A 17,780-nucleotide genomic window follows, 5' to 3' on the forward strand; every position below is an offset into this window, starting at 1 on the left:
AGCAAAGGAGCAGCATGCCTGCGCGATGAAACCGACACTGCAAAACGACGAAAGGGCGATACAGCCATGGTGTCCTGGGCTTAAAAAAGAAGAAAAGCGCAGCTACCGGGAAGGCCGCTGCACCAAAGTCAGCGCTGATTGTGCACGCTCGTACGCTTTTACGCCGTCTTTTTATCGGCCAGCGACAAGCCTTGGCGCAGCTCAGTCCACAATACGGGCCGTGAACCATACGCCCCCCGCAAGCCCCGCGCCCCATGAGCCGGGCAGCATCACGCACTACGAAAATTTCCCCGTCGCATCGTGGCTGTGCCCACCCCAGTTGCGCCCGCCGATTGCGGCCATCTACCACTTTGCGCGCACCGCCGACGATCTGGCTGACGAGGGTGACTTCAGCACCGAGCAGCGCCTGCTCACGCTGCAGCAATACGCGACCGATCTGCAGCACATAGGCACGGCTGGTGAAGCCAGCATGCTGGCCCGCACCGCCTGGCCCCAGGTTTTTGGCCCGCTGGCCGCACAGGTGCAGGTGCACCAGTTGCCCAAGCAATTGCTGGCCGACCTGCTCAGCGCCTTTGATCAAGATGTGCGCATGACGGGCGCGCAGACTCGCTACACCGACATGGCCCAGTTGCTTGACTACTGCCGGCGCTCGGCCAACCCCATAGGGCGGCTGCTGCTGCATCTGTATGGCGTGGGCCATGCCAAGGCACTGATTCAAAGCGACGCCATTTGCACAGCGCTGCAGCTCATCAACTTCTGGCAGGACTTGAGTCAGGACTTGCCGCGCCAGCGCCATTACTTGCCAGATGCCGATCTGGCCCGCCATGGACTTGCGCGAAGCGCTATCAAACCCGAAGCGCAAGCGCTGACGCCCGCGCTGCAGACGCTGCTGGATGAACTCAACCGCCAGGCTCGCAGCCTGATGAACCATGGCGCACCGCTGGTCCATCAGTTGCCCGGCCGTGCAGGCTGGGAACTGCGTCTGGTGGTGCAAGGCGGGCTGCGCATTCTGAACAAGCTGGACGCCATGCAGGGCCGCAACCTCTACCAGCGCATCAAGCTGGGCAAAAAAGATGTGCCTGCCATGCTCTGGCAAGCCCTCATCATGTCCACCTGAATTCAAGTAAAAATAGCTTCCAGCCCTTTATAGATAGGCGCTAGCAGCTATTAAATTAAAAGTACGAGCGGCAGTTTTGACTATGCGCAAGCAGCGCATTGCACTCTTGCGCCCGCCAGACACCCTTGCCATGTGACAATGCTCCCCCTATGAATCCGGATCAGTACGTCCAAGACAAAGCAGCGTCCTCGGGCAGCAGCTTTTACTACGCCTTCCTCTTTTTGCCCAAGGAGCGTCGCGCCGCTATCACGGCTTTTTATGCCTTCTGCCGCGAAGTGGATGACGTAGTCGATGAGGTCACCGACCCCGGCGTCGCCGCCACCAAGCTCGCATGGTGGAAGAGTGAAGTGCACAAAGGCTTTAGCGGTCAGTCCAATCATCCCGTGATGCTGGCGCTGATGCCCCACGCCAAGACCTATGGCATTGAAGAACGCCATCTGCAAGGCGTGATCGAAGGCTGCCAGATGGATCTGGACCAGACCCGCTATCTGGACTATGCCGGTCTGCAGCGCTACTGCCATCTGGTGGCAGGCGTGGTCGGCGAAGTCGCAGCGCGCATCTTTGGCCAGACCGACGAGCGCACCACCGAATACGCCCACACGCTGGGTCAGGCGCTGCAGCTCACCAACATCATTCGTGATGTGGGCGAAGACGCCATGCGCGGCCGCATCTACCTGCCCATCAGCGAGCTGCAGCAGTTCGACGTGAAGGCGCACGAGATTACCAAGCGCGAGTATTCAGACCGCTTTACCGCGCTGATGCGCTTTCAGGCCGAGCGCGCCCATGGCCTGTATGACAAGGCTTTCTCGCTACTGCCCGACGCTGACCGCCGCGCCCAAAAGCCCGGCCTGATGATGGCCAGCATCTATCGCACCCTGCTGCGCGAGATTGAGTCCGAGAACTTTCAGGTACTGCACCAGCGCATCAGCCTCACGCCACTGCGCAAGCTCTGGCTGGTCTGGAAGATGCAGGCGCTGGGCCGCATGTAATCGCAGCCATGCAAGTTGCCATCATCGGTGGCGGCTGGGCCGGCATGGCCGCCGCAGTACAGCTCTCGCTCAGCGGCCATCACCCCACAGTTTTTGAAGCCAGCCGCCAGTTGGGTGGCCGCGCCCGCAATCTGGATCTACCCAGTGGCATAGACGCCGACAACGGCCAGCACATTCTGATTGGCGCCTATGCCGACTGTCTGCGCCTGATGCGCATGGTTGGCACCGACCCCGAAAAAGCCTTGCTGCGCAAGCCACTGGCCATGCGCTATGCCGATGGCAGCGGCCTCTCCTTCCCCAACCTTCCCGCACCGCTGGATGCCTTGATCGGCATTGCCAGCGCCAGCGGCTGGTCGCTGCGCGAGCGCGCCGCCTTGCTGGGCCGTGCCGTGCGCTGGCGCTTGCAGGGCTTTCGCTGCGCAGACACGGCCACGGTGGCCGATATCTGCACCGGCCTGCCCGGGCGGCTGCTCGATGAATTTATTGAGCCGCTGTGCGTCTCGGCTCTGAACCTGCCCGCAGCGCAGGCCAGCGGCAGCATCTTTTTGCGTGTGCTGCACGACGCCCTGTTTGCAGGCACCGGCGGCTCTCACTTTCTGGTACCGCGCTGCGGCTTGGGTGATTTATTTCCCGTGCCCGCCGCGCAATGGCTGCAAAGCCGGGGCCATGCCGTGCATACGGCCAGCCGCACTCAGGAACTGATTCCCCAAGGCCCGCAATGGCTGCTTCGCACAGCCAACCCCGTCATCGCCACCGCACTGGAGCAATCGCGCTTTGATGCCGTGCTGCTGGCCTGCCCGCCCCATGAAGCTGCAAGGCTGGCCCTGCTGGCCGCCGAAGACGAACGCCTGCCCGCCCGAAACGGTGTGCACTACCAAAGCTGGGCACAAACCGCGCAGGCGCTTGAGCACACCGCCATTGCCACGGTTTACGCATGCACCAGCCATCGCCTAACAGCTGCCATGCCTTGGCTGGCCCTGCACCCCGGCGAGTCGGCACCCGCGCAGTTTGTGTTTGATCGCGGCCACCTGCACACCGAAGCTGCTGCCCGGCAAGGCCTGATGGCCTTTGTCATCAGCGACTGCCGGACAGACCGCGAAACGTTGCAGCATCAGGTACTGGAGCAAGCCCGCCAGCAACTGGGCTGGCAAGACATTGAAGCCGTGCAAACCGTAGTGGAAAAACGCGCCACTTTTGCCTGCACTCCTGCTGCAGAGCGCCCTGAAATGGCGCTGGGCCATGGCCTGTGGGCCTGTGGCGACTACATTGCCGGCCCCTACCCCGCCACGCTGGAAGGCGCCGTACGCAGTGGCATGGCGGCGGCAGATGAACTAGTCAAAGCAGACCAGCTCTAGGCGTTGTAGCCCTCTCATCAGGGTATTCCTGATGCCTGAATAGTCCTGCAGCACCACGTTTGACAGCCGTTTGACAGCCACAGTTGCAACCATGGGTTGAGGGCTCACTCTCAGCCAAATAAAACCAAAGCAACGGAGACAACATGGCATCCACGTTCAACCAATCCACTCGCGAAGTTCTGACCATCTCGCGCCGCCATCTGCTGACGGGTGCAGGCGCGCTGGCCTGCAGCAGCTTGCTGCCCGGTCTGGCTCAGGCGGCCGATGACAACTGGCCCAGCCGCCCGATTCGCTTTGTTGTGCCTTTCGCACCCGGGGGCAGCTCAGAAATCGTGGCCCGCTCCACCGCAGCAGAACTCTCCAAGACGCTGGGTCAGAACGTGTTTGTGGACAACAAACCCGGCGCAGCAGGCAATATCGCCATGCAGGAAGTAGCGCGTGCTGAGGACCAGAGCACCGTCATCCTCGGTCACATCGGCACACTGGCCGTCAACCCCTACATTTTTGACAAGCTGTCCTGGGACCCAAAGAAAGATTTTGTGCCTGTGAGCCTGCTGGCCAAGGTGCCTAGCCTGTATGTGGTGCACCCCGATCTGCCGGTCAAGAACATTGCCGAGCTGGTGGCCTATGCCAAAAAGAACCCCGGCAAGCTGGGCTACGGCTCGGCCGGCAATGGCAGCGCAGGCCACTTGGCGTTTGAATACCTGAAGATGACCGCCGATATCTTCATGCTGCACGTGCCCTACCGCGGCACCGGCCCCATGATGACCGACCTGCTCTCGGGCCGTCTTGATGCCGCAGCTGTGGGCGCTGCTGCGCTGCTGCCGTTTATCAAGGCAGGCAAGGTGCGCTGCATTGCGACTGGCTCAACCAAGCGCCTGCCGCAACTGCCCGATGTGCCGACGGTGGCCGAGCAAGGCTTCCCCGGTTTTGAAATGACACAGTGGTACGGCATGCTGGCCCCATCGACCCTGCCTCGCGCCCATGTGGACAAGCTGGCGGTTGAATGCGCCAAAGCCGTCAAGGCCCCCGACGCCCTCAAGCGCCTGCTGGGCGATGCGGCGGAGCCCATTGGCAGCACGCCAGAGCAATTCGCCCAGTTCATCGCCACCGAGCAAAACCGCTGGCAAAAAGTACTGAAGCGCGCGCAAGTCAAGCCGAACTGAGTAAAAGCGGGCGCAGCGAAGGTATCCGCCTCCTCCGGCGCTACGCGCCAGAGAGGGGGAAGGCGCAAAGCGCCTCAGGGGGTGTCAATTACGTTCTATCCACCACTGGATAACGATCTTGGCGACGTAGCCAATAAAGCCAACGCCCAGACCCAGACAGATAACAAAGGTGCCGAACTTTCCTGCCTTGGACTGGCGCGCCAGCTGCAGGATGATGAACACCATGAACAAGATGAAGGCGCCCACGCCCCAGGTCAGAAAAAAGTGGGCGATCTGCTCTTCCGTATAGCCAAATATCACGACAACCAGGTCCTTACAGCCTTGCCAGGCCCTGGTCGTGCGGCGCTCAGGCGGCAGGCTCTATCGGTTCATCCCTGGAAGCAAATGCCGAGGCATCCACCAAGTCTCGATAAGCATGCCAGCTGGCATGGCCCAGCAAGGGCATCACAACCAACAGCCCCAGCAAATAGCTGCCAAGGCCCAGCAAAGTCAACAATACAATCAGCGCCGCCCACAAAGCCATAGGCCTCGGGTTAGCCAGAACCACGGACCAGCTGGTCAACACGGCCTGGCGCACAGTCACTCGCCTGTCCAGCATCAGCGGCATGGCCACTACGCTGGACGCAAATATCGGGGCAGCCAGAAAGCTGCCCAAAGCCATCCATTGCATGAAAAGCTGACCATCCTTGGCCAGCACCACATCCGCAATGAAGTCCTGCAATGTCTCCACATGCACGGGCGACATCACGGTGATCAACGATGCAGAAATCAGCACCCAGCCTGTGGCCGCCAGCGCCAGCAGCGCACCAAACTTCACCATGCACCAGTACCCTCCCCGACCCGTGGCATGGCAGCTTTGCCATTGAGTCCAGGTTTTGCGAATCAGACTCCAGTTCGCAGTCTCACCGCGCTCAATGGCCCGGCTGATGGCATACAGGCTGGTGGCCACCAGAGGCCCTACCACCAGAAAGCCAGACAAGGCTCCTGCCATCAACCAGAAGCGATTGTGCCCCACGGTCAGGATGGCTGCACCGATCAGGATCAAGATGAGACCATGCGCCATGCTCATTAAAGGAGCGTTAGCAATGTCCCGCAAGGCTCTGGAAAGCCACACCAGCGGCTGACTCCAGGAGATGGTATGCACCGGCGCCAGTGGCGGCGGGGTGAAAAGGCAGGCGGTCTGGCAGGTAGGCATAGGCAACTCCTCTTCGCCGACCCGCGCACGCTCTCGCTCGTCAGGTCAACGATCTGCCAGCCCCTGACACAACTGCCAAAGGCTGGCGACTGTGACGTGGGGTTCAGGACCCACGCAAGGCCATGCTAACTGCTCACGGTTGAGCCACACCGCGTGCATACCCGCATCCATGGCGCCCTGCACATCCAGAGCCGCATCATCGCCGATATGCAGCACATGCTCGGGCGCGACGCCCACGGCATCGGCTGCGGCCTGGAAAAAGCGTATATCCGGCTTGGCCATGCCCGCACCGCTGGCCGACAGCGATGCCTTGAAGTGTTCACCAATGCCAACCACATTCACGTTGGCATTGCCGTTGGAGAGCGCCACGACTGGCCAGCGCTGCGAGAAGAACTGCAGGGCAGGCAATGCGTCATCAAACAGATCCACCTGATGGCGTGCCGCAAAAAATTCATCGAATGCAGGCTCGGCCAGTGCCGGGTCGTCCCCAGCACGCGTCAGTGCCAGACGAATGGATTCGCGACGCAGGCCACTCAGGTCGGTTTTCAGATCAGGGCGCAGCGTCACAATTTCATGGCGCAGTGCCCGCACCGTCGCGGTATCTCCCAGACTTTGGGCCGTGCCGGGCGCATGCTGCTCCAGCCAGCGCAGCAAAATGCCTTCGGCCTTGGCAATGGTGGGCCAGATAGGCCATAACGTGTCATCCAGATCCAAGCTGATGGCACGAATCTGGCCGCTAGCGCGCAGCTGCTGCAGAATTTCGATGGCGGGATTGATGGTGTCTTGAGCTTGCATACCCGCAAGGATAGCGGCAATGCAAACGCGCAGAGCTGCCACGCTCGCTTCTTAGCTGACACAATTGCGCCATGCCATCACGCTTTGCGCCCGAACCCAGCTTCCGCCACGATCAATCCGCCCGCACCGGCATTCTGCTGTGCAATCTAGGCACACCCGATGCCCCGACTGCCGCAGCCGTGCGCCCGTATCTGGCCCAGTTTCTGAGCGATGACCGAGTCGTCGAGATTCCCAAACTCGCCTGGTGGCCGATTCTGCACGGCATCATCTTGCGCACGCGTCCGGCCAAATCGGCCGCCAAGTACGCCACGGTCTGGCATGAAAAAGACGGCTCCCCACTTCTGCACTGGACCACGCGCCAGGCCACACTGTTGCGCGGCTGGCTGGGCGAGCGCGGCCACAACGTGCAGGTGCTGCCCGCCATGCGCTATGGCAAGCCGTCCATCGAGGCGCAACTGGATGCCCTCAAAAAAGAAGGCTGCACGCGCATTCTGATTTTGCCGCTGTACCCTCAGTACTCGGGCACGACCACGGCCAGCGTGTTTGATGCCGTGTATGACTGGGCCAAGACCCAGCGCCACATTCCTGAGCTGCGCTTTGTGAACCGTTACCACGACGATGCAGGCTATATCGACGCACTGGCCCAGCGCATCGAAGCGCACTGGCGCGGCCATGGCCGGGGGGAAAAGCTGGTCATGAGCTTTCACGGCGTGCCCGAGCGCACCCTGCACCTGGGCGACCCCTATCACTGCGAATCGCACAAAACTGCGCGCCTGCTGGCCGAGCGCCTCAAGCTCAATGCCGATCAGTACCTGGTCACCTTCCAGTCGCGATTTGGCAAGGCCAAGTGGCTGGAACCCTATACCGAACCCTCGCTGATTGCCTTGGCGCAGGCCGGAACCCAGCGCGTAGATGTTGTCTGCCCCGGCTTTACCAGCGACTGCCTTGAAACACTGGAAGAAATCAGCCAGGAAGCACGCGAAGCCTTTCTGCACGCAGGCGGCAAGCAGTTTGAATACATAGACTGCCTGAACGACAGCGCGCCGTGGCTGACGGCTCTGAGCAATATTGCCCAGCAGCACATGCAGGGCTGGCCCACGCAGCGCGAAGACGAAGCCGAACTCAAGGCCCGAGCCCAGCGCGCCCAATCGACTGGGTCATCTCAGTAAAACCAGAGCGGCCAAGCACCCGCGAACTGGCACGGCATATGCAGCCTGAAAGGGCATGCATATCCACGCCCGCTCCATTCGCTATTTCGACATGATTCGCCGCTGCGGCTCCATACGCGAGGCCGCACGCCACCTGCATGTCGCCTCATCGGCTGTCAATCGCCAGTTGCTGCTGCTCGAAGACGAGATTGGCAGTCCGCTGTTCGAGCGCCTCAGCTCCGGCCTGCGGCTCACGGCTGCCGGCGAGGTGTTCTCGCGCCATGTCATCACGGTGCTGCAGGACGAGCACCGCCTTGCCACCGAACTGGAGTTGCTGCGCGGCGTGCGCCGCGGCTCTGTCAGCGTGGCTGCCGTGGAAGGTCTTAACGCCGACCTGATGCCTGCCGTGCTCACCCAGATGCACAGGCGCTATCCGACGATTCAGATTCATGTGCGCACCTGTGGCTCGCAACAGGCTGCACAGGCCGTGATTCAGGGCGATGCGGACGTTGGCATCGGCTTTTCAGTCAAGCGCCACGACAATCTGCGCCAGTGCACCATGGGCCGGTTTGCGCTGGGTGCCATCGTGCCGCCCAAGCACCCGATTGCCCAGCTGGAGCGCGTGGGTTTTGCACAATGCGCGGCCTTTCCGTTGATTCTGCCAACGCCCGAGCTCTCCATGCACGAGCTGCTGCAGCCCTTGTTGACGCACCACAAGCGTGCATTGCAGGTGCTGCTGGAAACCTCGTCCATAGAGCTGGCCAAAAGTCTGGTCGAGCGCGGCGTGGGGCTCTCTTTCCAGAGCCGTCTGGGTCTGGAAAGAGAGCTGCGCGAGGGGCGGCTGGTCCATGTGCCGCTGGACACACCCAGCACGCTGTATTCCGAACTGGGCGTCTACGTGCGTGCGGGGCGCACGCTGCCTTCGGCACTCGACGCCTTCAACCGCATCGTGGCCGACGCCATAGAAACCCGCGAGAACGAGGAAAGTGCGGCATTGCGTGAATGGGTCGATAGCTATGGGAAAGCTACGTCCACCCATCCTTAGCAGCAAATCTCAGGCCACCTCAAGTCCCTGCACCGGCCTTGTGCGCACACCTTCGACTCAATGCACCAACGCCGTGCATCTCTTTACCCGCAAGCGATAACCGCTCACATTTTTAGATCACCCCGCAGCAAAAGCTGCGCTATCCAGCACAGAGCATGCTTTCTAAACTGGCTCCAGATCTTCAGCTTTTGGAAGCCTTTTGTGAGCCACTCTGCCCTCCCCATCATCGATATCAGCGGCCTGCGCAGCCATGATCCCGTGGATCAGCACCTGGTGGCAGGGCAGCTGCGCCAGGCTTGCGAGCAACGCGGCTTTTTCTACATCACCGGCCACGGCATCGACCCGGCGCTGATCCACAACGTATTTGCCGCCAGCCAGCGCTTCTTTGACCTGCCCATGGCTGAAAAGCTGGCTGTAGACAAAAAACTCTCCCGCAGCAATCGCGGCTATGAACCGCTGCGCGCCCAGACGCTGGAGAGCGGCGCACCACCCGACCTCAAGGAAAGCTTTTATGCGGGTGCCGAGGTTGCCGCCAACGACCCGCGCGTTCTGGCCGGCCGCTTCAATACCGGACCCAACCAATGGCCAGAGACTCTGCCCGATTTCCGCACCGTAATGCAGAGCTACTACCAGGCGGCCTATGGCCTGGGTGCTACCGTCGTACGCGGCCTGGCCCTGTCGCTGGGCCTGCCGATCAGCCACTTCGATGGCTATCTGCATGAAGCCGCCGCCACCCTGCGCCTGCTGCACTACCCGCCTCAGCCCGCCAACCCCGAACCCGGCGAAAAAGGCTGTGGCGCGCACACGGACTTTGGCGGCGTGACGCTGCTGCTGCAGGACGAGGCTGGCGGTCTGCAGGTCTGGGACAAAGATGGGCAAAGCTGGATCGATGCACCACCCGTGCCCGGAGCCTTCGTGGTCAATATCGGCGACCTGTTTGCACGCTGGACCAATGACCGCTATGTATCCACCTTGCACCGGGTGATCAATATCTCGGGCCGCGAGCGCTACTCCGTGCCTTTTTTCTTCACCGGCAACCCGATGCACAAGGTGGAATGCATTACCACCTGCCTGGACGAAGGCGAACAGCCCAAGTACCCGGCCGTCACGGTGGAGCAGCACCAGATCGAATGCTATCGCCGCACCTACGGTTGACGGAGGCCACGATGACAAACTCACGCAATATGGTGCTGATCCACGGGGCCTGGCAGGGCAGCTGGGCTTTTGCAGCCTGGATTCCCCTGCTGCAGGCCAAAGGCTGGAACGTGATTGCCGTCAACCTGCCGGGCAACGATGCATCGACCGAAGACGAGGGCCACGCCCACCTGAGCGGCTACACGAATCATGTGCTGCGGGTGCTGGAATCGCTGGACGGCCCTGCCGTGGTGATCGGCCACAGCGGCGGTGGCATCACAGCCTCTCAGGTCGCACAGGCCGCACCGGAGCGCGTCAGCGCCCTGGTCTACCTGGCCGGCATGATGCTTCCCAGCGGCATGGGCTATGCCGATGTGATCCGGCAATGCCGGGCCGCCGACCCAACGTTTCGCTACGAAGGCATAGGACCTCATTTGATCTGGAATGAGGATCACAGCGCCAGCAGCGTCGCGCTGGATGCAGCCATGACCGTGTTTCTTCATGACTGCAATCCGACCGCGGCGCTCAAGGCTGCCAGCCGCCTGTGCGTCCAACCCGAGACGGGCCGAGCCATGCTCAACCAGCTCAGCGCGGAACGCTTTGGCCGGATACCTCGCATCTATGTGGAATGCCGCCATGACCGGTCCGTGACGCTGCATCTGCAGCAGCGCATGCAGCAACTCACGCCGGGCGCCAGGCGTATCAGCCTCGACTGCGGCCATGTGCCCCAACTGGCCTGCCCGCAAGAGCTGACCGATGCCTTGCTGCCCGCTTTGAATGAAATTGCCTTCAAGCCATTGATGGATTTGCGCATACCGCTCATCAATGTATAGCAAACAACTCTCCCACCTTCGCACTATTCAGGAAGCTCCCATGACCCGCCGCAGCACCTCCTTCAAACTCTCCGCCCTTGCCGCCATGCTCATCGCCGGTGGCGGTGTCGCTCAGGCCGCCGATAAGCTCACCGTGCAACTGGACTGGCTTCCCGGCGGCGACAAATCCTTTGTCTATGCCGGCTTGCAGCAAGGCTTTTTCAAGGAAGAAGGCCTGGACGTGAGGATTGTTCCCGGCCGCGGCTCGGCCGATGCCGTGACCAAGGTCGCCTCGGGCTCGGCCGATGTAGGCTTTGGCGGTATCTCGGCGCTGATGATGGCCGCCGCCGAAGGCAAGATTCCGGTCAAAGCTGTGATGTCGCTGTACTCCAAACAACCCGATGCGCTCTTCACGCGTGCCGACAGCAAAATCAAAAGCCTCAAGGACATGGAAGGCAAGACTGTGGCCATGCCAACCTTCTCCTCCTCCAATGCGCTGTGGCCCATCGTGCTGCAAAAAAACGGCGTGGATGCCAGCAAGATCAAGGTCATCAAATCCGACCCGGCCACACTGGCCCCCATGCTGGCCCAGGGCCGTGTGGACGCGACCATCAACTGGGTGACCGTGGCCCCCGCCTTCGGTGCCGTGCTCAAGCAAGCCAACAAAGACCTGTCGGTCCTTCCCTGGACGCAGTTCGGCCTGGACGGCTATGGCTGGTCTGCCATGGCCAGCGACAAGACCATCAAGGAGCGCCCCGAGGTGCTCAAGCGCTATGTGCGCGCGCTGACCAGATCGCTGGAATTTTCCATGCAAAGCCCGCAAAAGGCTGCCGAATCGCTGAAGGCCCAGGTGCCCGAAGCCGAAGTTGCCGTGATCAAGGCCGAATTTGAAGCCTCGATTCCGCTGCTCAGGAACGAGATCAGCCAGCGCGACGGCCTGGGCAAGTTCGAGCCCAAGCTGCTGGCATCGACCTGGAACTGGGTGGCCCAGTCCATGAGCTACGACCTCAAGAAGCTTGACCCCGAGACTTTGGTCGACCGCAGCTTTCTGAGCAAATAAGTCCCGCATGACGGCAGCACAGTGCTGCCGTCGATTCTGCTTTTGCTTCTCTTTCCTTGATCGCCTGCCATGCAATATGTAATCGATCTGAACGCGGTCACCCAGACCTTTGTCTCCAGTGATGGCAGCCCTGTCACAGCCCTGCAGGGCGTGGACCTGCATCTGCGCCGTAATGAGTTTGTCTCGCTGATCGGTCCTTCGGGTTGCGGCAAATCCACCATCCTGCGCCTGCTTGCAGGCTTGCTGCGCCCCAGCAGCGGCGAGGTACGCATCTTCGATCTTCCCGTCAACGAGCCCCGCGATGAAATCGGCATGGTGTTCCAGAAACCCACTCTGCTGCCCTGGCTCACGGTGCTGGACAACATCACCTTCCCCATGCGCCACAAATACGGCCAAGTGGAAATGAAGGAAGAAGCCCGCGCCAAGCAGTTACTGGCCATGGTCGGCCTCAAAGAATTTGCCCACAAGCGTCCGCACGAGCTGTCTGGCGGCATGCAGCAGCGCGTCTCGATTGCCCGCTCGCTACTGCATGACCCCGATATTTTGCTGATGGACGAGCCTTTTTCTGCGCTCGATGCCCTCACCCGCGACGAGATGAGCTTTGAGCTGCTGCGCATCTGGAACGAGCGCCCCAAGACCGTTGTCTTCGTGACCCACTCGATTCAAGAAGCCTTGCTGCTTTCCGATCGCATCGTGGTCATGAGCGCTCGCCCCGGCCGCGTGGCCGAGATCATCGATGTGCCACTGCCGCGCCCGCGCAGCATGGCCACGCTGGCCGACCCTGTGTTCACTGAAATGGCCAATGACATTCGCGTCAAGGTCTTCAGCAAACACCCTGCACACACTTAAAGCCCCACCCGCAGCTCCTAGAGGCCACTTTTATGCCCGCATTGCTTCAACGCCACGCCTCGCTGCTGGTTTTTCTCGCCGCCCTAGCGATCTGGGAATGCTCCTGTCGCCTGGCGCAGATACCTGAATACATTTTCCCGGCCCCCAGCGTCATCTGGAGCGCCGCCGCAGAGCTGGGTCTGCCCCGCTGGCTGGAGCATGTCACGGCCACCTTGCAAGTTGCACTGATCGGCTATGTGCTGGCGATTGCGCTGGCCATTCCGCTGGCCATTGCCATCACACGTTCAAAATTGCTGTCCAAGATCATCATGCCCTGGCTAGTGGTGATCCAGTCCACGCCCATCGTGGCTGTGGCCCCCATCATCGTCGTCACGCTCGGGGCCGGACTGTTGCCGCGCGTGGTCATCACCACACTGATTGCCTTTTTCCCGCTGGTGGTTTCAACGGCTCTGGGCCTGGCATCGGTGCCGACAGAACTGGTAGAGCTGTCGCGTTCGCTTCGCGCCACTACCAGCCGTCAGTACTGGCAGATTCGCATGCCGTTTGCCGTGCCCTATGTGTTCTCGGCCCTCAAAGTCTCCATCACGCTGGCCATTGTGGGTGCCGTGGTCGCCGAGTTCGTGGCTGCGGAAAAAGGTCTGGGCTATCTGATTTTGTTTGCCACCTCTTCGTTCAAGGTACCGGTCGCCTTTGCCGCGCTGGGCCTGCTGGTGCTGTGCAGCCTGCTGCTTTACGGTGCGGTGCAGCAGTTGCACAAACGCCTCTTCCCCTGGAGCCAGAGCACTCCCGCCTGACCCAAACAAAGACCAATCCAATGACCAACACCACATTCCCCCCGCAAGGCCTGACGCCAACTCCCGAACAGATACAGCGCAATCTGCGCCACGCACAGGCCGTGGCCGAGCGTGCCACACAAATGGGCCACCACCCGTTTGGTGCTGTGCTGGTCGGGCCTGATCAGGAAACCGTGCTCATGGAGCAATGCAATATCGACACCGTCAACCACGCCGAGTCCACCTTGGCCCGCATCGCGGCCACCAATTACACGCCCGATTTTCTCTGGAGCTGCACGCTCTACACCAATGTGGAGCCCTGCTGCATGTGCGCCGGCACCGCCTACTGGGCCAATATCGGCCGCATCGTGTTCGGCATGACCGAGCACCGACTGTTGGAATGCACGGGCAGCCATGGCGAGAACCCGACCATGAGCGTCTCCTCGCGCTATGTCTTCGAGCATTGCCAGAAAGCGGTGGAACTGATCGGCCCCGTGCCCGAGATGGAAGCCGAAATCGCCGCGCAACAGCAAGCGTTCTGGGCGCAGCGCTAAGCGCCAGAAGAAAGCCGCGTCATGCTGCTCACCCATCCCTCATCGCCCCAGGCAGCGCAGGCTCTGGCCCGAAAGCTGGGCCAGACCGCCTGCTTTATCGCCGGGGGAACGCTGCTGCAGCAATCCTGGGCAGAGCCGCGTCTGGCACCCCAGGCCACGCATTTCATCAATGTGATGCACTGGCCAGAGATGCAGCAGATCAGCCTGACCCCCCAATACCTGCGCATAGGCGCGGGCATGCGACTGGAAGCCGTCCGCTGCAATCCACTGGTGCAGCAGCATGCGCCCGTGCTGGTACAGGCCCTGGAACAGCTAGGTGCCATGGGGGTGCGCCGACTGGGCACCCTGGGCGGCAATATAGGCTGGGGCGAGGGTGATTGCTGCCCCGTGCTGCTGGCCATGGATGCGCAAGTCGAGCTGACGGATGGAAACATCCAGTCGCTGGCGCAGACGCTGCAGCTCATGGATAAGCCTCTGATGCTGTCCTTTTTTCTGCCCCGCAGTGATGTGATGCCGCCCCGGCCACTGATCTTCGAGAAGGCCGGCTATCGCGCGGCATTCTCCCCGGCGCGGCTTCGCATGACCATACGCTGGATGGATGGGCAAGAACCACTGAGCGTGGACCGTATTGCCGCAGCCACCCCCGGCATCGGCGTACACCGCCTGCTGGCCACGGAAAAACTGCTGGCCTATGCGCATGAGTTGCAGGTTCGTCCCACTGTCAGCGATATCCGCACCACCTGTCAGCAGACCCTGCCCCCGGATCTGGCCATGATCGCCAGCCGCCTGATTGCGGGACATTGCAAGCTGCTTGCCTGAGCCGTCATGGAATTCCCCATCCCTCACCACATCCGCGACCTGGGCTACGAGTCCTTGCAGCCCAGACCCGACGCCGTAGCCAAGCTCGGAGGCAACCCTGGCTTTCTGACCGATCGCATACGGCCCGGCCAACTGCGCGGTGCCATTCTGGGCAGCCCCCACCCCCATGCCCGCATTCTGCGCATCGAGACCGGTGCGGCCAAAGCCCTGCCAGGCGTTCATGCCGTGGTCACCCATGCCGATATCAGCGGCATCAAGTACTACGGCCTGCGCAAGGTGGACCGGCCCGTGCTCTGCATCGACAAGGTGCGCCATGTGGGCGACCCGGTTGCCGCCGTTGCGGCTGTTGACATGGCTACGGCCCTGCAGGCGCTGGCACTGATTGAGGTCGAATACGAGCTCCTGCCTTTGGTCTGCGACCCCCTTGCCGCGCTTGACGGAGCACAAACCGCCGACCAACTGGTGCATGAGGGTGGCAACCTGCTGCATGGCATCAGCCACCGCCGTGGCGACATGCATGCAGCCCAGGCGGCCACCGTCCACTGGGTTCAGGACAGCTATGCAACGCCGCGCCAGATGCATGCCTTTCTTGAGACCGAAGGCGGCGTGGCCGAACCCGATGGCGCAGGCGGCCTGAGCCTGTTCTTCGGCAGCCACAACCCCGCCCGGGAAAAGCAGGTCATCGCCGACATGCTGGGAATGCCGCACGACAAGGTGCATGCCGTCGGTACGCCCGTGGGCGGCTCCTACGGCGGCAAGGATGAGCTGACGATTCAGCCCATCGCCGCCCTGCTGGCCTGGAAGGCACAGCGACCTGTGCGCCTGCATTTGACGCGCCCGCAATCGGTGGATCTGGGCGTCAAGCGCCACCCCATGCAGATCCGAATGCGCACGGGCTGCGATGCGCAGGGAAAACTCACCGTTCACCAAGTCGAAATTCTGGCCGACACCGGTGCTTATGCCACGCATGGCCCCGAGGTCCTGGATGCGGCGCTCGAGCATGCACCAGGACCCTACCAATATCTGGTACTGGACCTGAGCGCCAGACTGGCCTACACCAACAACGGCATCTCCGGGGCATTTCGCGGTTTCGGTGCCGTGCAGGCGCAGTTTGCGCTCGAGCAGCAGATCGACAGATTGGCCCAGCTCGCGGGCATGACACCGGATACCTTTCGCGCCCTCAACCTTGCCCCACCCGAGGCGCCCGGCCCGCTGGGTCAATACCTCGTGCCGTTTGACGGACCGCAGCGCGCACTCGATGTGGCCCGCCAACAGCCGCTGTGGCGCGGCCCGCATCGCTGGCACAGCGAAGACGGCCGCCATCTGCATGGTGTGGGCATGACGCTGATCCATCGCAGCGATGGCTTTGGCAAGGGCGGCCCCAGCGACTGCCGCATTGAGCTGGCCTTGGCCGCCGACGGCGCGATCGAGCTGCGTTGCGGCTTTACCGAGCTGGGTCAGAACCTGGTCGGTGCCATACAAAGTCTTTGCGCGCAGCAACTGGGCTGTGCGCCAGATCGCGTCAGACCGATGCTGGGCGATACCCGGCTGACGCCCGACTCAGGCCCCGTGGCCGCATCACGCGCCACCACTCTGGTGTGGCGTGCCTTGCAAGAGGCTGCGCAACCCTGGCAGGAATCTCTGCTCTCAGCCGCCTCAGCGCTGCGGCCCGATGCAACTCTGTGCTGCGGCAAGCAAGGCATAGAGAACGCCCAGGGCCTGCTGCTAGGCTATGCCGAGCTAGCCCTGGCCATGGCTGAAGAACGCCCGCTCATCGCCATTCACCTGCATGCGGAAGATCCGGATGGCAATGCACATGACAGCCATTTCGTCTTTGGTGCCTGCGCGGCGATTGCCGAAGTGCGCATCGATACCTGGAGCGGCATGGTACAGGTTCAGAACCTGGTGATGTGCACGGCGCTGGGACCCGTGGCATCGGCCCAGGGCTATCTGGGCCAGATGGAGGGTGGAGCCGTGATGGGTCTGGCCATGTGCACGCAGGAAGAGCTGGAATGCGTGGGCGGCCATTACCAGGCGCGCAATCTCGACGGCTACCTGATCCCCACGTTGGCCGACGCTCCCGCCATGCAGGTGCTGGCGATTGAAAATCTGCCGGCAGGCGACCCCATAGGCCCACGTGGTGCCGGCGAGATCAGCGTCAACTTTGCCCTGCCCGCAGTGGCCAATGCCATGGCTACTGCGCTGCAGCACCCCATCACTCAGCTCCCCATGACGCCGGCCCGCGTGATTGCGCTGCTGGAAGCCGGCCCGGAGTCATCCACACCATGACGACAAACACACCAGACCACACCGGCATGCCCTACTCGGCGGCCACAAAGGAGGCCGAGACTTTCCAGCTGCAGCTGAACCTGAACGGCCAGTCGGTCAGCGCGGCCTGCAGCCCCGACACCCGGCTGCTGACATTGCTGCGCGAGCATTGGCTGGTGACCGGCGCCAAGCCCGGCTGCGAAGTAGGCCGCTGCGGCGCATGCATGGTCTGGCTCAATGGCGAGCCAGTGAATGCCTGCCTGCTCATGGCCTATCAAATCCAGGGCCAGGCCGTGCGCACCATAGAGTCATTGGCGCAGGACAGCGCCAGCGAGCCAGTGCGCGACGCACTCGCGCGCTGCGGCGGTGTGCAATGCGGCTATTGCACGTCCGGCATGGTCATGAGCATGAGCTGGCTGCACCAGCAGCAGCCACGCCCCACAGCCACTGAAGCCGAAGCCCTGATGTGCGGAAACCTTTGCCGATGCACGGGCTATGGCAGTATCCGACGTGCCTTGCGCGAGCTGTTTCCAGCTCAAAAATCCTGATTGATATTCAGATTTGATAGCTTCATGCACTTATAGATAAAGCGTTACAGCCATTATTTCCATGAATTTTGAGAGCTGCATCAGCCCTGTGGCTGTTCATGACCCCAGGCCATAAGCAGACAAGTTTTTCATCGTTGGCCTTCTTGACCCAAG

At 61.8% G+C, this 17,780-nt stretch carries 18 protein-coding genes; 15 read left to right on the forward strand and 3 right to left on the reverse strand.

Annotation, left to right across the window (positions count from 1 at the left end):
• Positions 1-211 precede the first annotated feature (211 nt).
• The 4 genes from hpnC (at position 212) to CLU84_RS14355 (ending at position 4,627) form a co-directional block, all read left to right on the forward strand.
• Complete coding sequence (gene hpnC / locus CLU84_RS14340; protein WP_099738033.1) at positions 212-1,117, forward strand: squalene synthase HpnC; 906 nt, start codon at positions 212-214, stop codon at positions 1,115-1,117.
• A 149-nt stretch (positions 1,118-1,266) separates the two neighbouring features.
• Positions 1,267-2,106 (forward strand): presqualene diphosphate synthase HpnD, encoded by an 840-nt coding sequence (gene hpnD, locus CLU84_RS14345; protein WP_099737737.1) that lies wholly within the window; start codon positions 1,267-1,269, stop codon positions 2,104-2,106.
• An 8-nt stretch (positions 2,107-2,114) separates the two neighbouring features.
• Entirely contained in the window at positions 2,115-3,461 is a 1,347-nt protein-coding gene (hpnE, locus tag CLU84_RS14350) for a hydroxysqualene dehydroxylase HpnE (RefSeq protein ID WP_099737738.1), read from the forward strand.
• Positions 3,462-3,604: 143 nt separating this feature from the next.
• Complete coding sequence (locus CLU84_RS14355; RefSeq protein WP_099737739.1) at positions 3,605-4,627, forward strand: tripartite tricarboxylate transporter substrate binding protein; 1,023 nt, start codon at positions 3,605-3,607, stop codon at positions 4,625-4,627.
• 84 nt (positions 4,628-4,711) lie between these two features.
• Here the strand turns inward: CLU84_RS14355 and CLU84_RS14360 are convergent, their stop codons facing one another.
• From CLU84_RS14360 to CLU84_RS14370, 3 genes are read right to left on the reverse strand one after another with little or no spacing between them, the layout of a single operon-like run.
• On the reverse strand, positions 4,712-4,927 hold the full coding sequence (locus CLU84_RS14360) for a DUF2788 domain-containing protein (protein WP_099737740.1): 216 nt from the start codon (positions 4,925-4,927) through the stop codon (positions 4,712-4,714).
• Positions 4,928-4,973: 46 nt separating this feature from the next.
• Entirely contained in the window at positions 4,974-5,822 is an 849-nt protein-coding gene (locus CLU84_RS14365; RefSeq protein ID WP_099737741.1) for a DUF2189 domain-containing protein, read from the reverse strand.
• A gap of 45 nt (positions 5,823-5,867) precedes the next feature.
• On the reverse strand, positions 5,868-6,617 hold the full coding sequence (locus CLU84_RS14370) for an HAD family hydrolase (RefSeq protein WP_099737742.1): 750 nt from the start codon (positions 6,615-6,617) through the stop codon (positions 5,868-5,870).
• 71 nt (positions 6,618-6,688) lie between these two features.
• Here CLU84_RS14370 and hemH point away from each other — a divergent pair, with 71 nt between their 5' ends.
• From hemH to CLU84_RS14425, 11 genes are all read left to right on the forward strand, one after another.
• Positions 6,689-7,786 carry a ferrochelatase gene (gene hemH / locus CLU84_RS14375; protein WP_099737743.1) on the forward strand — a complete coding sequence of 366 codons (1,098 nt, stop codon included), beginning with the start codon at positions 6,689-6,691 and terminating at the stop codon, positions 7,784-7,786.
• A 55-nt stretch (positions 7,787-7,841) separates the two neighbouring features.
• Positions 7,842-8,810: a LysR family transcriptional regulator gene (locus tag CLU84_RS14380; protein ID WP_099737744.1), complete on the forward strand. Its 969-nt coding sequence runs from the start codon at positions 7,842-7,844 to the stop codon at positions 8,808-8,810.
• A 201-nt stretch (positions 8,811-9,011) separates the two neighbouring features.
• Positions 9,012-9,965: an isopenicillin N synthase family oxygenase gene (locus CLU84_RS14385; protein WP_099737745.1), complete on the forward strand. Its 954-nt coding sequence runs from the start codon at positions 9,012-9,014 to the stop codon at positions 9,963-9,965.
• Between the two features lie 11 nt (positions 9,966-9,976).
• On the forward strand, positions 9,977-10,777 hold the full coding sequence (locus CLU84_RS14390) for an alpha/beta fold hydrolase (RefSeq protein ID WP_099737746.1): 801 nt from the start codon (positions 9,977-9,979) through the stop codon (positions 10,775-10,777).
• 40 nt (positions 10,778-10,817) lie between these two features.
• The gene (locus tag CLU84_RS14395; protein WP_099737747.1) at positions 10,818-11,816 is read left to right on the forward strand and encodes an ABC transporter substrate-binding protein; all 999 of its coding nucleotides are present in this window, start codon (positions 10,818-10,820) and stop codon (positions 11,814-11,816) included.
• Between the two features lie 69 nt (positions 11,817-11,885).
• A complete protein-coding gene (locus CLU84_RS14400; protein ID WP_099737748.1) occupies positions 11,886-12,665 on the forward strand; it encodes an ABC transporter ATP-binding protein in 780 nt (259 codons plus the stop codon).
• Between the two features lie 32 nt (positions 12,666-12,697).
• Entirely contained in the window at positions 12,698-13,459 is a 762-nt protein-coding gene (locus CLU84_RS14405; RefSeq protein ID WP_099737749.1) for an ABC transporter permease, read from the forward strand.
• 20 nt (positions 13,460-13,479) lie between these two features.
• A complete protein-coding gene (locus CLU84_RS14410) occupies positions 13,480-13,992 on the forward strand; it encodes a nucleoside deaminase (RefSeq protein ID WP_099737750.1) in 513 nt (170 codons plus the stop codon).
• Between the two features lie 21 nt (positions 13,993-14,013).
• Positions 14,014-14,811: a xanthine dehydrogenase family protein subunit M gene (locus CLU84_RS14415; RefSeq protein ID WP_099737751.1), complete on the forward strand. Its 798-nt coding sequence runs from the start codon at positions 14,014-14,016 to the stop codon at positions 14,809-14,811.
• A 6-nt stretch (positions 14,812-14,817) separates the two neighbouring features.
• A complete protein-coding gene (locus CLU84_RS14420) occupies positions 14,818-17,100 on the forward strand; it encodes a xanthine dehydrogenase family protein molybdopterin-binding subunit (protein ID WP_099737752.1) in 2,283 nt (760 codons plus the stop codon).
• Positions 17,097-17,627 carry a (2Fe-2S)-binding protein gene (locus CLU84_RS14425; protein ID WP_099737753.1) on the forward strand — a complete coding sequence of 177 codons (531 nt, stop codon included), beginning with the start codon at positions 17,097-17,099 and terminating at the stop codon, positions 17,625-17,627. The genes CLU84_RS14420 and CLU84_RS14425 overlap by 4 nt, the downstream gene beginning before the upstream one ends.
• Positions 17,628-17,780 lie beyond the last annotated feature (153 nt).

Source organism: Comamonas sp. 26 (assembly GCF_002754475.1).
Lineage (GTDB): Bacteria > Pseudomonadota > Gammaproteobacteria > Burkholderiales > Burkholderiaceae_C > Comamonas.

Coding starts and splice junctions, on each gene's coding strand:
- CLU84_RS14390 (WP_099737746.1), top strand. CDS start 9,977: ATGACAAACTCACGCAATATGGTGCTGATCCACGGGGCCTGGCAGGGC.
- CLU84_RS14380 (WP_099737744.1), top strand. CDS start 7,842: ATGCATATCCACGCCCGCTCCATTCGCTATTTCGACATGATTCGCCGC.
- CLU84_RS14415 (WP_099737751.1), top strand. CDS start 14,014: ATGCTGCTCACCCATCCCTCATCGCCCCAGGCAGCGCAGGCTCTGGCC.
- hemH (WP_099737743.1), top strand. CDS start 6,689: ATGCCATCACGCTTTGCGCCCGAACCCAGCTTCCGCCACGATCAATCC.
- hpnD (WP_099737737.1), top strand. CDS start 1,267: ATGAATCCGGATCAGTACGTCCAAGACAAAGCAGCGTCCTCGGGCAGC.
- CLU84_RS14365 (WP_099737741.1), bottom strand. CDS start 5,822: ATGCCTACCTGCCAGACCGCCTGCCTTTTCACCCCGCCGCCACTGGCG.
- CLU84_RS14370 (WP_099737742.1), bottom strand. CDS start 6,617: ATGCAAGCTCAAGACACCATCAATCCCGCCATCGAAATTCTGCAGCAG.
- CLU84_RS14400 (WP_099737748.1), top strand. CDS start 11,886: ATGCAATATGTAATCGATCTGAACGCGGTCACCCAGACCTTTGTCTCC.
- CLU84_RS14420 (WP_099737752.1), top strand. CDS start 14,818: ATGGAATTCCCCATCCCTCACCACATCCGCGACCTGGGCTACGAGTCC.
- CLU84_RS14395 (WP_099737747.1), top strand. CDS start 10,818: ATGACCCGCCGCAGCACCTCCTTCAAACTCTCCGCCCTTGCCGCCATG.
- CLU84_RS14425 (WP_099737753.1), top strand. CDS start 17,097: ATGACGACAAACACACCAGACCACACCGGCATGCCCTACTCGGCGGCC.
- CLU84_RS14355 (WP_099737739.1), top strand. CDS start 3,605: ATGGCATCCACGTTCAACCAATCCACTCGCGAAGTTCTGACCATCTCG.
- hpnE (WP_099737738.1), top strand. CDS start 2,115: ATGCAAGTTGCCATCATCGGTGGCGGCTGGGCCGGCATGGCCGCCGCA.
- CLU84_RS14410 (WP_099737750.1), top strand. CDS start 13,480: ATGACCAACACCACATTCCCCCCGCAAGGCCTGACGCCAACTCCCGAA.
- CLU84_RS14405 (WP_099737749.1), top strand. CDS start 12,698: ATGCCCGCATTGCTTCAACGCCACGCCTCGCTGCTGGTTTTTCTCGCC.